The sequence below is a fragment of the Dokdonia sp. Hel_I_53 genome, from assembly GCF_007827465.1.
GTDB lineage: Bacteria > Bacteroidota > Bacteroidia > Flavobacteriales > Flavobacteriaceae > Dokdonia.
Genome location: NZ_VISL01000001.1, coordinates 860,558 through 875,693 on the forward strand (window position 1 = coordinate 860,558; position 15,136 = coordinate 875,693).

The window sequence follows — 15,136 nt, forward strand, 5'->3', positions numbered from 1 at the left end:
TTTAAACCTTAAAAAAAGGCGCATGCGATTTTTTGTTTTTATCACCACACTCTTAGTATCTTATTTCAATCTACATGCACAAACTGGTAAAGTAGATCTAAGCTATTACCTTCCAGAAGATGTAACCTACAATAGTGAAATTCCTACTCCTGATAGCATTTTAGGATTTACCCCAGGAGAATGGCATGTGAGCCACGACAAGCTTTCAGAATATATGCGTGTACTTGCGGCATCCAGTGATCGGATCACGATTGAAAATCGTGGTTCCACATTTGAAGGGAGACCGCTTTTACTATTAACCATCACTTCTCCAGCAAACCAAAATAGAATTGACCAAATACAAGCACAACATCTTAAAATTACTGAAGAAGGGAGTTCTGCTCTCAATTTAAACCAAATGCCTATTGTGGTTTATCAAGGTCTTTCCATACATGGTAACGAGCCTTCTGGTGCAAATGCAGGGCTAGTAGCAGCCTATTATTTAGCTGCCGCACAAGGAGAAAAGATAGATAGCCTTCTTAAAAATACTGTCATTCTCTTTGATCCCTCTTTTAATCCTGACGGACTACAACGCTTTGCTTATTGGGCAAATACTAATAAAAGTCAAATAATTAATCCTGACCCACAAGATCGTGAATTTGATGAGATATGGCCTGGAGGCAGAACAAATCATTACTGGTTTGATATGAACCGCGACTGGTTACCTGTGCAACTTCCTGAGTCTAGAGCTCGTATTGAAACTTTTCATAATTGGTATCCCAATATTTTGACAGACCATCATGAGATGGGAAGTAATAGTAGCTTCTTTTTTCAGCCAGGTATACAGTCACGTACACACCCACTTACCCCTGTTTTAAATCAAGAACTCACCAAGCAAATAGGTAACTATCACGCTGCAGCACTAGATAAAATAGGTAGCTTCTATTATACCGAAGAGAGCTTTGACGATTTTTACTACGGAAAGGGATCTACATTTCCAGATATAAATGGAGGAATTGGAATTCTTTTTGAACAAGGTAGTAGTCGCGGTCACGCGCAAGAAACAGACAATGGATTGTTAGAATTTAAATTTACAATACGTAACCAGTTTACCGCTATACTATCTACTCTAGAAGCAGCTCAAGGTATGAAAAGTGAGTTGCTTAATTACCAAAGAGATTTTTTCAATAACGCTCGAGGCGAAAATTTGAATGGCGCTTACGCTTTCGGTAGTGAGAAGGATGCTGGAACTTCATATCATCTTGCAGAAATTTTAAAACGTCATAAAATTAAAGTACATACAGTCGCAAATGATTTTAGCGAAAGTGGAATAAATTTTAAAAAAGGAATGAGTTATATCGTTCCTAAAAACCAGCGTCAAGGAAGGTTAATTAAAGCAATGTTTGAAAAGCGTACTGCCTTTACAGATAGTTTATTTTATGATATAAGTGCCTGGTCATTCCCACTCGCATTTGGAGTCGATTTTACAGAAAATGCAAGTCTTACAAATGCAGGTAGTGAGATTAAAAACTTACAACAAACTCAAACTCCAAAAGTGGTAAATAGTTCTTATGCTTATCTTATGGAATGGCATGATTACTATGCGCCTAAAGCTTTAAATGCAATTCTTAATAAAGGTCTTCGTGCAAAAGTGGCGATGCAGCAATTTACGTTAGAAAATATGAGTTATGATTATGGAACTATTATGATTCCTGTACAAAATCAAATATTAGATCGCGTAGAACTTCAAAATTTTATGAATGAGGTCTCTAATACTTCTCATGTAACTATAAGATCTGTAAGTACTGGACTAACGCAAGGTATTGATCTAGGGAGTAATCAATTTAGAGCACTAAAACCTTCTAAAGTAGCAGTAATTGTGGGAGAAGGAATTAATCCCTATGATGCTGGAGAGATATGGCACTTATTTGATACACGCTATAAAATGCGTATTACAAAATTAGACACCAAAGATCTAGGCCGTACAGATCTTACAAAATATACAGATATTATACTTCCTAATGTGTGGGGGAATGCCATCAATAAATCTAATATAAAAAAACTCAAAGATTGGACACGTGGTGGTGGAACCTTAATAGGCTATCGAAATGTTGCCAAATGGTTTGAAACTAATAAATTACTCGATATAAAATTTGTAAAAACAGAAAATCCTGCAAAAGGGGTGAGTTTTGAGCAACGTAGTGATTTTAATGGAGCACAAGTCATAGGTGGTGCTATTTTTGAAGCAAAGCAAGATAGATCACACCCTATAAACTTTGGTTATACTGGAGATCGTATATCACTTTTTAGAAACACGACTATCTTTATAGAAGCCGACTCTACAAGCTATAAAAACCCAATTAAGTATACAAAGAGTCCTTTACAATCTGGGTACATTTCAAAAATTAACCTTAAAGCAATTCCAGAAACGAGGCCGTTTGTTCATCAAAACTTAGGAAGGGGTGATGTAATTATATTTACTGATAATACGAATTTTAGAGCCTTTTGGTATGGTACTAATAAATTACTAATGAATGCTATCTTTTTTGGAGAAGAAATGTAGTAACATCAAAATAGTTCATTTTATTCTTTTAAGAGAAGGTATTCTAGGTGAATAGTATTAATCTATTCTTTACTACTCAACTATATACTTATAATGATGATGTGTATTGAGCAAAGTGTTGTCTTTTCCAAAAATCAAAAAGATTTAATGCCACTGTTAATTGGGATTATTGCTTTAGTAAAAGGTGGAACTAATTTGAGAAAGTCCCTTTTATTTATATACGGCATTAAAACTAAGGGGATTGTTACTAATTAATTTAAAAAGAGTAACTAGTTGAATGAAGAGAAATCATGGTTCTTATAACTTATTAATATTCTATTGAAAATTCTGAAGTTAGCAATGAGAGAAAGCACACCTTTAAAAACTCATGCTATGGAAGAAGAGCTAATCTCTTTAATAGTGTGTAAAAAATCCACAAACAGTAACATTTTTATCTACAAAAAAGTATAGAACAACTTTAGTGTTTTTTAACCTCTATGAGTATAATTTTGGTTATGATCGGAATAGCTATTTTAAATAGCAAATAATGCCCATTAAAAACTTTTTACAACTTCGAGTGCTTTTGGGATGTGCTGAGAAGCCGCCATACTGTTAAATTTCATTTGAATTACCCCATCCTTATCAATAACAAAGGTCTCCCTGCCTGGAATAAGACCTAGCAAGTTTCCTTTTACACCATATCTACGTCTTACTGAATTAGATTTATCTGCAAGTGTATCAAAGGGTAAGTGGTGCTTTTCGCGAAAGCGTTTATGACTTTCTACACTATCTGAGCTTATGCCGAATACTTTTGCACCTGCCTCTAAGAAATCTTGATATTGATCTCTAAAACTACACGCTTGTGCTGTACAACCAGGAGTAAAGTTTTTTGGATAAAAGTATATAATAAGTGGTGTGTTTCCTAAGTACTCACCAGCGTAGATGACCTCACCATTTTGGTTTTTTAATTTAAAAGCGGGTGCTTTGTCTCCTATTTTTAACCCCATAACTCTTACTCTCCTTTATAAATTACATAGTTGCGAGGAGTCTCATACAAAGTGATGGTAAGATCAAAACGTGTATTAAGTACTCTCCTAATCCTATCATAGATAACCACAGCAATGTTCTCTACGGTTGGATTGATTGCTTTAAACTCTTCTACTTCTAAGTTTAAGTTCTTATGGTCTAAATAATCCTCTACTTCTATTTTTATGATATCCTTTAATATTTTTAAATCTATAAGATACCCCGTCTCTTCGTCAATCTCACCTGTTACTCCAACAATAAGATCATAGTTGTGACCATGAAAATGAGGATTGCTGCACTTACCAAAAATTTCCGTGTTTTTTTGATCTGTCCAGTCTTTTCTATACAGCCTATGTGCTGCATTAAAATGAGCTTTTCGATTTGCAGTGATTCTCATTGTTGAATATAAGTATAGAATTTGTCAAAGATAATTTTAAACCAAGCTGTGTACTGTGATGGTTGATCTTTAATATCTTTTTTTACATCATCTAGAGACATCCATTTCCAAGAAGCAACTTCATCTGGATTTATTTGAGGTTCCTTATTAAATGTACCTACTAGAATATGATCTAGCTCATGTTCTGTAAGACCATTATCAAAAGGAGCTTTATAAATAAAAGAAGTCTTTTCCTCTAAAGAAACTGTAAAACCCATCTCTTCCTGTAATCTACGCATTCCAGCGTCAATATTTGACTCTCCGTCTCTTTGGTGACTGCAACAGGTGTTTGTCCAGAGTTCTGGACTATGATATTTATGGGCTGCACGCTGCTGTAGCATAAGCTCTTGTTTATCATTAAATATAAACACGGAAAAAGCTCTATGTAGTAGCGCTTTTTCATGAGCTTCCATTTTAGGCATGAGCCCAATTTTTGTATCGTTTTCATCAACTAAGATGACTAATTCTTCTTTCATAAGCCTTGTAAAAATACAAATAACAATAGAAAAGCACCTCTTAATAAGGTGCTCTTACTATAAAATTATTTTTGACTATTATGGCTCATCTACTACTATTATAAATTCACTACGCCTATTTAATTGATGTCTTGCTTCGCTACATAAAACATCATCCACACACTCATTCACTAACTGAGACTCGCCATAGCCCTTTCCATAGAGTCTTTTAGACTCGATTCCTTGGGATTTTAGCCATTGTATTGTAGCCTCATTACGCCATTGTGATAGCTTCATATTATAGCTGCTATCTCCCCTACTATCCGTATGTGATTTGATGTCAATTCTAACTGATGGATAAGCCTCCATGTAAGCTTGAACCTTTGCAAGCTCTAAAGCAGCATCTGGTCGTATAGTAGATTCATCAAAATCAAAATAAATAGGATTAAGATCTAAAACAAGTCCAATATCATCACCAGGTTTTACCTCTTTAAGCTTTTTTTCCAACTCTATGGTTTTATTAATGTCCATAGACTGTATAGGTGTTGTTATTATGAATTCTTGAGAATTGTAATTTTCTTTATATGCCTTGAGTAAAACAATTTTACCACAATCTGGATCAAATGAAAAAGTAGCAGCACTTTTTGTAACTATAGAATTTAATAACGTATTGTCTACATCATATAAGCTTACATTTACTCCTTCTAGATAGTCTCCAGTATCCTTATCTTTTACTATACCCGATAAAGAAATATCACAAGATATTACAGGTTTTCTATTTTGTTTTAATAAGTAAATATCATCATTTACTCCACTATTATCGCGGTTAGATGATAAGAAACCCGTATTTGTCTCCGTATCAATCATAAAAGCAAAGTCGTCTTTTGATGTATTTGCAGGTTCTCCCAAGTTAATTATTTTACCATTGATATCTCCTTCATTGTTAAGTGACGCAATATAGAGGTCGAGACCACCTAAACCAGGATGACCATCTGAGGCAAAGTACAAATCATTTTGAGCACTTATAAAAGGAAACGTTTCACGTCCCTCGGTATTGATTTTTTCTCCTAAGTTAATTGGACTACCGTAAAGACCATCCTCATTTATACTTACATACCAGATATCTGACATCCCTAAACTTCCTGGCATATCAGATGAGAAATACAATCTTTTATTGTCAGGACTCAAAGCAGGGTGAGCAATCGTGTAAGAATCACTATTAATAGACAACTCTAAAGCACTAGACCACTTACCATCATCTAAATTTGCTTTGTAAATTTTTAACTTATTCGTACCCCTTTTATCTTTTTTATAGGTGCCGTTATTGTAGTTACTTCTTGTAAAATATATAGTGTTTCCATCATTTGTAAAAACAGGTGAGCTTTCGTGAAATTGAGTATTAATAAAAGGGCTAAATTTTTCTACATATGTGTAACCTGCATCCACATCTACTTTACTAAGATCTACTTGATAGATATCAAGAAAAGGTTGACCATTCCACTTATGAATACGTTTTCTAAAAGTTCCCGTGTCTCTGTTTGACGCAAAAATTAATTTGTTATTATACAAAATAGATCCAAAGTCAGAATATCCAGAGTTTATAGTAGTAGGCTTTACCTCATAAGCATCTTTTTGATGAGCTATTCTTTGAAGATAATCTGGACTTTTCTGATAAACTTCAGCAGCTTCTTCTTGATTGTTTAATTCAAAAAAATGAGACATCATAGCATCTGATAGTTCATAATTTTTCATTGATCTCAATGAAATGGCATATCTAAAATATACCTGAGCACCTGCCGTTTCTGGATATTGTTTAATTAATTTTTCATAGTATGTTTTAGCTTGCTCATATTTTGCATTAAGATAGTAGGCATCTGCGAGCTTTTTAAACAAATCTGCAGATTGATAACCTTTATCTGCAACCTTTTGATAGATTTTTTGAGCATCTACAAAATCATATTTATGGAATTGTTTATCCCCTTTTTCTACTGTTGATTCTTGGGCAAATCCAAGAAAAGAAATAAAAAGAATGAATATAAGCGCATTTTTTTTCATATTACAAAGGCATTAAAAGAATCTAGGTGTAAGCATTCGATCATATTCATTAAATAATTCAAACCTTAAAAAGATTTCAAAACTTCCATCGTTATAAACTGTGTTTCCTAAATCTGTACTCTCACGATCATAGGTAAGACCTATGAGCATACTATCTGATACTTGAAAACCTACAAGACCACTCCATGCTGCATCCCATCGATATGCAATTCCCATATGCAATTTCTCCAATAAAAGGAAATTTGCTGTTGCATCTACTTGTAATGGAGTACCTACAACAGCCTTAAAAAGTGCACTTGGTTTAAATTTTAATTGATCTGTAAGATCAAACGCATAACCTATAATACCATAATAATGTATGCGCTCTTGTTCTACAAAACTAGAAGCACTATTATCAGTAGTACTTCTGTCAAAATGTTCTGTCTCTACTAAGTTAGGAACACTTATACCTGCATAAAATTTATCTGCATGATAGTAAATTCCTGCACCTATCACTGGTGAAAATTTATTGTCAATATTTTGAGAAAAGCGAGTATCAGACTGGTCTTCTATATTGAGTTTAGTTAAGTCAACGTCCAATATGTGCCCCCCGGCTTTTAACCCAAAACTTAGTCTACCCCTATTTGAGGTATTTACCGTGTAACTAAAATCTGCTCCAAAATAGGTTTCTTGGCCAGGACCTAAGGCATCATTTACAATGGAAAGACCTAAGCCTACTTTTCCATCTCCTACGGGTGAGTGAACACTTAAACTCTGTGTACGCGGTGCTCCATCGAGGCCTACCCACTGGCTTCTATGCAATCCTACGATACTCGTCACCCCACGATTACCCGCATATGCTGGGTTAATTGCCACAGTATTATACATATACTGAGTATATTGAGGGTCCTGTTGAGCTTGAGAATCCATCACTATCATCGTGGTTAGAATAGCGACTAGAAATAGTTGTAGTTGTTTCATTATATGCTTGTCATTTTAATTTATTTGACAAATGTTTCAGTGCTATGAGAGATCATAATTGCGATTAATAATGTGAACTCTTATAGTTGGAGGAAACTAAATAATCATTTGTGTTGAGATTACGCTTTCGCGAAAGCGTAAGTACAAGTATCAATTTACATAGAGGTAACCTGCTTTATTACGAGTTCCATCTGGGGTATCATACTCAATGATATAATAGTACGTACCTGACGGAACTTGATCTTCTGAATTCATTGTAGCTCTAGCGTTTGACGTACCATCCCATCTTTTTGTACTATCATTATTGGTATACCCATTAATGTCAAATACCTGAACTCCCCATCTATTGAAAATCTGCACATTATTATTAGGATAATTCTCAATACCTTGAATCATAAAGTAGTCATTACGCCCATCTCCATTTGGAGATATGCCATTGAATACCTCGATATCTGCAATATTAAGCACTCCTTGAAAAACAACAATCGTTGGATCATCCGGATCACCATCACCATCTAGGTCGTTATTGGTTAAATCTGTAGGATCATCAGAAAGGTCTGAAACCTCATGATTGTTTTCATCTACACCACTAACGGTTGCTTGATTGATTACGAGACCCTCTTCTATATCTGTTTGTGTAACCACATAATTAGCACTAAATGTTGTACTATCAGATTCACCTGAAAGTAAGGTTATAGGTCCACCTTCTACTGGCACTAATGGATCTGAAATTGTGATATCCGTAATAGTTATTAAACCAGAATTTGTGACCGTAAACGAATATCTTATGACCTCACCTACATTAATAAGTCCGTCTCCATTAACGTCTAGCGCTATACCTGTTTTCTCTAAATAAATATTTCCCCGTCGAGGAAGTATGGTAATAGTTTCCTCATCTTCTAGTTCTGAATCATCGTCAGAAATATCAACGACATCGTTTCCACTTGGATCTTGACCTGTAGCTATAGCTTGATTCACTACAAACCCATTTAAAATATCTACTGCTGTTATGGTATAAGTAGCAGTAAATGTGGAATTGTCAATTTCTTGAGGATCCAATGAAATAGGACCTCCATTAATAGGTACTAACGGGTCTTCAATAGCAATATTGATTATGCTTACATTTCCAGTATTTGTAAGTATAAATGTGTAAGTAATGGTTTCTCCTTCTTGAGCAAAACCATCATTGCTTTCATCATTAAATACTCCGCTTTTAATCAGGCTAATACTTGCTCCTACAGGTAATTCTGTAAGGGTTACTTCATCTTCAAGCTCTGAATCATCATCTGAGAGGTCTGTTATTTCCGTCTCATCTGGATCTTGTCCTATAGCTAATGCTTGGTTCTCTACACTACCATTGTTAATGTCTTCTTGGGTTATGACATATGAGGCTGTAAAAGTAGTACTATTGCTTTCTTCAGGAGAAAGGTCTATTGGACCACCTATTACTGTAACTAGTGGATCTATGATGATAATATCAGTAATAGTGACATTTCCATTATTACTCACTGTAAATATATATTCAATTGTTTCCCCTACCTGTGCAAATCCATCTGCGCTCTCGTCCATGAATAAGCCATTTTTAATTAATGATAAAGATGCAACTTGTTCTAGAGGGGTTTCTGTACAAAATGGGCAGTCTGGGTTAGATGGTATATCTACAGGTGTTGGATCTTCAGATTCATCAGTAATATCATCTGACGGATCACTTGGATCATTACCCGGCTCTTCTGCTGTTACAGATGCTAAATTTACAACAGTCCCAGCATCAATATCAGCCTGTGTTATTGTATAAGTGCCCGAGAATGATGTACTATCTGACTCTCCCACATCTAATGTTATAGGCCCACCAGAAATGATTACACCAGGAAGCGGATCAGAGATGGTAGTATTAAAAAGTATTACATCACCAGTATTTACTACTGTAAAAACATAATTAACTTCATCTCCAGTGCTGACAATACCGTCATTATTAGCATCAAAATAATTACCATCTTTATATAATTGTATGGAGGGATTATCGCCCACTACGGTAATATATACAGTAGCCGTTTCTTCATTAGTTGTAAGACCATCTCTATGCTGTACAGTAACAGTATAATCAAATTGATCTGAGCCATTGAAGTTGGAATCAGGAGTATATATCATCGTGCCATCAACAGTAAACGTTACTGTACCTTTATTTGGATTAGTTACACTTGTTACTTCAAAGTTTGTATCTATAAAGAGATCATTGTCAAAAACGTTAAAAGTAACTGGCGTATCCTCTGCTGTTGTCACAATATCATCAACTGCGTCTACTACAGCATTTACAATTACACTCGCTTTCGCGAAAGCGGTATCACCATTACTATCTTCAATTTCATAGATAAACTCATCTGTTCCTACAAAATTAGGTCCAGGAATATACTCGATGGTATTGTCTAAATTGACAACAGTGAACCCATTAACTGGGAGGGCTGTGATTGAAATATTCGAGGAAGAAGATCCATCGGACCCAAAGGAATCATTCTGCAGTACATCAATTGTTATGGTAGTATCTTCTAGGGTGGAGACATTATCATCTTGAGCAACTGGAATTTGATTAATAGATGTAATCGTGACTGTTTCTGAATAGATACAACCATTTTGATCGGTTACGATTACACTGTAAGTTCCAGAATCGAGATTTATAATTGTGGGAGTAGTTTCCCCATTAGGACTCCATAAATAAGTATAATTAGGAATCCCTCCAGATACTGTTATGGTAGCAGTACCATCGTTTGCTGTAGCTCCATTTTCGTTTGTAGATGTGATATTTCCTGTAAGTACAGTTAAAGGTTCATCTATTTCTATAGTACTAATCATTATCGTACAGCCATTGTCATCTGTAATCGTAACGCTATAAGTCCCAGCAATAAGACCGACAAGGTCTTCATCTGTGCTTGTAAATCCTGAAGGGCCACTCCACGCATAACTATAGCTTGCTGTGCCACCACTTACTGTTAAATCTATTGAGCCTGTGCTTTCTCCTTTACAGAGAACAGCCGTCGGGTTAGCAATGGCACTTAACGCTACCGATGGTTCATCTATTTCTACAGTACTAATCGTTATCGTACAGCCATTGTTATCTGTAATCGTAACGCTATAAGTCCCAGCAACAAGACCGACAAGGTCTTCATCTGTGCTTGTAAATCCTGAAGGGCCGCTCCACGCATAACTATAGCTTGGCACTCCACCACTTACTGTTAAATCTATTGAGCCTGTGCTTTCTCCTTTACAGAGAACAGCCGTCGGGTTAGCATTGGCTGTTAATCCTACCGATGGCTCATCTATTTCTATAGTACTAATCGTTATCGCACAGCCATTGTCATCTGTGATCGTAACGCTATAAGTGCCAGCAACAAGACCGACAAGGTCTTCATCTGTGCTTGTAAATCCTGAAGGGCCGCTCCACGCATAACTATAGCTTGCTGTGCCACCACTTACTATTAAATCTATTGAGCCTGTGCTTTCTCCTTTACAGAGAACGGCCGTCGCGTTAGCAATGGCACTTAACGCTACCGATGGCTCATCTATTTCTACAGTATTAATCGTTATCGAACAGCCATTGTCATCTGTAATCGTAACGCTATAAGTCCCAGCAACAAGACCGACAAGGTCTTCATCTGTACTTGTAAATCCTGAAGGACCACTCCACGCATAACTATAGCTTGGCACTCCACCACTTACTGTTAAATCTATTGAGCCTGTGCTTTCTCCTTTACAGAGAACGGCCGTCGGGTTAGCAATGGCACTTAACGCTACCGATGGCTCATCTATTTCTACAGTACTAATCGTTATCGTACAGCCATTGTCATCTGTGATCGTAACGCTATAAGTCCCAGCAACAAGACCGACAAGGTCTTCATCTATGCTTGTAAATCCTGAAGGGCCACTCCACGCATAACTATAGCTTGGCACTCCACCACTTACTGTTAAATCTATTGAGCCTGTGCTTTCTCCTTTACAGAGAACGGCCGTCGGGTTAGCAATGGCACTTAACGCTACCGATGGCTCATCTATTTCTATAGTACTAATCATTATCGTACAGCCATTGTCATCTGTGATCGTAACGCTATAAGTCCCAGCAACAAGACCGACAAGGTCTTCATCTGTGCTTGTAAATCCTGAAGGGCCGCTCCACGCATAGCTATAGCTTGCTGTGCCACCACTTACTGTTAAATCTATTGAGCCTGTGCTTTCTCCTTTACAGAGAACAGCCGTCGGGTTAGCAATGGCACTTAACGCTACCGATGGTTCATCTATTTCTACAGTACTAATCGTTATCGTACAGCCATTGTCATCTGTAATCGTAACGCTATAAGTCCCAGCAACAAGACCGACAAGGTCTTCATCTGTGCTTGTAAATCCTGAAGGGCCACTCCACGCATAACTATAGCTTGGCACTCCACCACTTACTGTTAAATCTATTGAGCCTGTGCTTTCTCCTTTACAGAGAACGGCCGTCGGGTTAGCAATAGCACTTAACGCTACCGATGGCTCATCTATTTCTATAGTACTAATCATTATCGTACAGCCATTGTCATCTGTGATCGTAACGCTATAAGTCCCAGCAACAAGACCGACAAGGTCTTCATCTGTGCTTGTAAATCCTGAAGGGCCGCTCCACGCATAGCTATAGCTTGCTGTGCCACCACTTACTGTTAAATCTATTGAGCCTGTGCTTTCTCCTTTACAGAGAACAGCCGTCGGGTTAGCAATGGCACTTAACGCTACCGATGGTTCATCTATTTCTACAGTACTAATCGTTATCGTACAGCCATTGTCATCTGTAATCGTAACGCTATAAGTCCCAGCAACAAGACCGACAAGGTCTTCATCTGTGCTTGTAAATCCTGAAGGGCCACTCCACGCATAACTATAGCTTGGCACTCCACCACTTACTGTTAAATCTATTGAGCCTGTGCTTTCTCCTTTACAGAGAACGGCCGTCGGGTTAGCAATGGCACTTAACGCTACCGATGGCTCATCTATTTCTACAGTATTAATCGTTATCGAACAGCCATTGTCATCTGTGATCGTAACGCTATAAGTCCCAGCAACAAGACTGATAAGGTCTTCATCTGTACTTGTAAATCCTGAAGGGCCACTCCACGAATAACTATAGCTTGGCATTCCGCCACTTACTGTTAAATCTATTGAGCCTGTGCTTTCTCCTTTACAGAGAACAGCCGTCGGGTTAGCAATGGCACTTAACGCTACCGATGGCTCATCTATTTCTACAGTATTAATCGTTATCGAACAGCCATTGTCATCTGTGATCGTAACGCTATAAGTCCCAGCAACAAGACCGACAAGGTCTTCATCTGTACTTGTAAATCCTGAAGGGCCACTCCACGAATAACTATAGCTTGGCATTCCGCCACTTACTGTTAAATCTATTGAGCCTGTGCTTTCTCCTTTACAGAGAACAGCCGTCGGGTTAGCAATGGCACTTAACGCTACCGATGGCTCATCTATTTCTACAGTATTAATCGTTATCGAACAGCCATTGTCATCTGTGATCGTAACGCTATAAGTCCCAGCAACAAGACCGACAAGGTCTTCATCTGTGCTTGTAAATCCTGAAGGGCCGCTCCACGCATAGCTATAGCTTGGCATTCCGCCACTTACTGTTAAATCTATTGAGCCTGTGCTTTCTCCTTTACAGAGAATAGCCGTCGGGTTAGCGTTAGCACTTAGCGCTACCGATGGCTCATCTATTTCTATAGTATTAATCGTTATCGTACAGCCATTGTCATCTGTGATCGTAACGCTATAAGTCCCAGCAACAAGACCGACAAGGTCTTCATCTGTGCTTGTAAATCCTGAAGGGCCGCTCCACGCATAGCTATAGCTTGGCATTCCGCCACTTACTGTTAAATCTATTGAGCCTGTGCTTTCTCCTTTACAGAGAATAGCCGTCGGGTTAGCGTTAGCACTTAGCGCTACCGATGGTTCTTGTACCGTAAACCTTTTCTTCTCTATACATCCTTTAGAGTCCGTAACAGTGATTTCATAAGTTACTGCATCTAAATTTGCGAGATCTTCATCAGTACTAGTAAATCCTGACGGTCCAATCCATTCATACGTGTAGGGGCCTACACCACCACTCACTGTTATATCTATACTTCCAGAGTTTGCTCCTGTACACACTCCATCTGATACAACTCCTGATATCTCTAAGTTATCTAAAACAGTAACCGAAGTTTCTGTACTAAAACAATTAGTAAATTTATTTCTAACAGAAACCTTGTATTCGCCAGAAGGGACTGAAATAAATAAAGGACTAGATTGATAGCTTCTATCTACAAAAGGATCTTCACCATCTAGAGCATATTCATATTCATTTCCTAGAGGTGAGTTTACCTGAATTGAGTATACAGTTCCCTCTTGGCAGATAGGCTCTGCGATAGGTGCTTCTGGAAGATCTACAAAATTAAGAGTGATCGTAGCACTATCAGAAATATGACTATTAGGAGCAGGAAGGTTTACCTCGTAGTCAAAACTAACTGCACCTGCGTACCCTACAGGTGGGGAATATGTATAAGAACCACTACTATTGAAATTTAAACTACCATTACCATTTGTACTTGGTGGGTCAAAAGAAAGCGAGTTTGGAATTAATGCATAGCTAGAATTCTCCGGAGCGGTATTTGAAAGATCAATATTACCCTCATACGGAGTGTTCAAACATCCGGTTTCCATACCATCTACAGCATACTGCTGTAATATAAAAAATTTACCGTCACCTGGATCTCTAGTAGCTGCAACAAAGTCGATTCTTGTAATTTTAGACCCTGTAGGTGCTATACTATTTAGATTAAAAAGAGCAATAGCAATATTTTGTCCATTCTCATTAGACCGACCAGATACCCAATAATCTGTACCGTTATTTATAGGGGCTCTTTGCAATGTATCCCTATATCTATAATTATTTTGTGTTCTCACAAAAGTCTCTCCCAACTTTGTCACAGGGCCTCCTCCTATTGGTATTCCGTACATTTCAATATAATAACAATTATTACCTCCTCTTTCTGTTACAGCCAATATTCCTCCTGTATTTGATGGCAACGCGGGATTAAAATCAAGGGATTGTTTTTGAGCTATTGCTGTAGGTGAAGCTGCTGCAGAAAATTGTCCACATACTGCCTCACCATTTCTAACTGAAGTAAAGTAATGGTTCAGATTTTTATCCTGAAAAGCTCTTAATGCAAAACTATTCCATTGTGTGGATGCTGGAGATCCAGCTACACCACCACTTTGACCAATGCGTAAGTTTCCATTTTCTAAAATACCATTATCGTTATGTCCTTGAGGCCCTAATCTTGTAAGCTCATAATCCGAAGGCGTTGCAAAGGTGTTGTACACCTCTCCATTTATTATAATTGAACTTATGGTTGCTGGTCTATTATTTTCTCCATTACTTACATCATTATTACCATTTGTGTCTTGTACATCAGACCACTGAAAAGTAACTCCAGAACGAATAGATGGAGATTGAGAAGGCGTTGTTTGACCACTAAGACAGAAAGTAAATAGTAGCAATAATGTCGATAAAAAACTTCTTTTAAAAGGTATTGAAGAAGAAGACTGTAAAAATAGTATCATATATTATTGATGTAACCGAAATTAGTTATAACAATGAACACAACAGGGCAT

7 protein-coding genes are annotated in these 15,136 nt (G+C 37.3%); 1 reads left to right on the top strand and 6 read right to left on the bottom strand.

Going from position 1 to position 15,136, the window contains the following annotated elements; genetic code table 11:
- The first annotated feature begins 22 nt into the window (after positions 1–22).
- On the top strand, positions 23–2,542 hold the full coding sequence (locus tag OD90_RS03800; protein WP_144666806.1) for a M14 family zinc carboxypeptidase: 2,520 nt from the start codon (positions 23–25) through the stop codon (positions 2,540–2,542).
- A 533-nt stretch (positions 2,543–3,075) separates the two neighbouring features.
- On the opposite strand, the gene OD90_RS03805 is transcribed toward OD90_RS03800, so the two are convergent.
- From OD90_RS03805 to OD90_RS03830, 6 genes are all read right to left on the bottom strand, one after another.
- On the bottom strand, positions 3,076–3,528 hold the full coding sequence (locus OD90_RS03805) for a peroxiredoxin (RefSeq protein WP_144666809.1): 453 nt from the start codon (positions 3,526–3,528) through the stop codon (positions 3,076–3,078).
- A gap of 5 nt (positions 3,529–3,533) precedes the next feature.
- Positions 3,534–3,944, bottom strand: coding sequence for a 6-pyruvoyl trahydropterin synthase family protein (locus tag OD90_RS03810; RefSeq protein WP_144666812.1), 411 nt, complete (start codon positions 3,942–3,944; stop codon positions 3,534–3,536).
- Entirely contained in the window at positions 3,941–4,459 is a 519-nt protein-coding gene (gene idi / locus OD90_RS03815; RefSeq protein WP_144666815.1) for an isopentenyl-diphosphate Delta-isomerase, read from the bottom strand. The genes OD90_RS03810 and idi overlap by 4 nt, the downstream gene beginning before the upstream one ends.
- A 78-nt stretch (positions 4,460–4,537) precedes the next feature.
- Positions 4,538–6,493, bottom strand: coding sequence for an OmpA family protein (locus tag OD90_RS03820; RefSeq protein ID WP_144666818.1), 1,956 nt, complete (start codon positions 6,491–6,493; stop codon positions 4,538–4,540).
- Positions 6,494–6,505: 12 nt separating this feature from the next.
- Positions 6,506–7,453 carry a type IX secretion system membrane protein PorP/SprF gene (locus OD90_RS03825; RefSeq protein WP_144666821.1) on the bottom strand — a complete coding sequence of 316 codons (948 nt, stop codon included), beginning with the start codon at positions 7,451–7,453 and terminating at the stop codon, positions 6,506–6,508.
- 150 nt (positions 7,454–7,603) lie between these two features.
- A complete protein-coding gene (locus OD90_RS03830) occupies positions 7,604–15,085 on the bottom strand; it encodes an Ig-like domain-containing protein (protein ID WP_144666824.1) in 7,482 nt (2,493 codons plus the stop codon).
- Positions 15,086–15,136: the final 51 nt, after the last annotated feature.

Excerpts from the sequence above, each read along its gene's own strand:
- OD90_RS03800 (WP_144666806.1), top strand. The coding sequence starts at position 23 with ATGCGATTTTTTGTTTTTATCACCACACTCTTAGTATCTTATTTCAAT.
- OD90_RS03805 (WP_144666809.1), bottom strand. The coding sequence starts at position 3,528 with ATGGGGTTAAAAATAGGAGACAAAGCACCCGCTTTTAAATTAAAAAAC.
- OD90_RS03810 (WP_144666812.1), bottom strand. The coding sequence starts at position 3,944 with ATGAGAATCACTGCAAATCGAAAAGCTCATTTTAATGCAGCACATAGG.
- idi (WP_144666815.1), bottom strand. The coding sequence starts at position 4,459 with ATGAAAGAAGAATTAGTCATCTTAGTTGATGAAAACGATACAAAAATT.
- OD90_RS03820 (WP_144666818.1), bottom strand. The coding sequence starts at position 6,493 with ATGAAAAAAAATGCGCTTATATTCATTCTTTTTATTTCTTTTCTTGGA.
- OD90_RS03825 (WP_144666821.1), bottom strand. The coding sequence starts at position 7,453 with ATGAAACAACTACAACTATTTCTAGTCGCTATTCTAACCACGATGATA.
- OD90_RS03830 (WP_144666824.1), bottom strand. The coding sequence starts at position 15,085 with ATGATACTATTTTTACAGTCTTCTTCTTCAATACCTTTTAAAAGAAGT.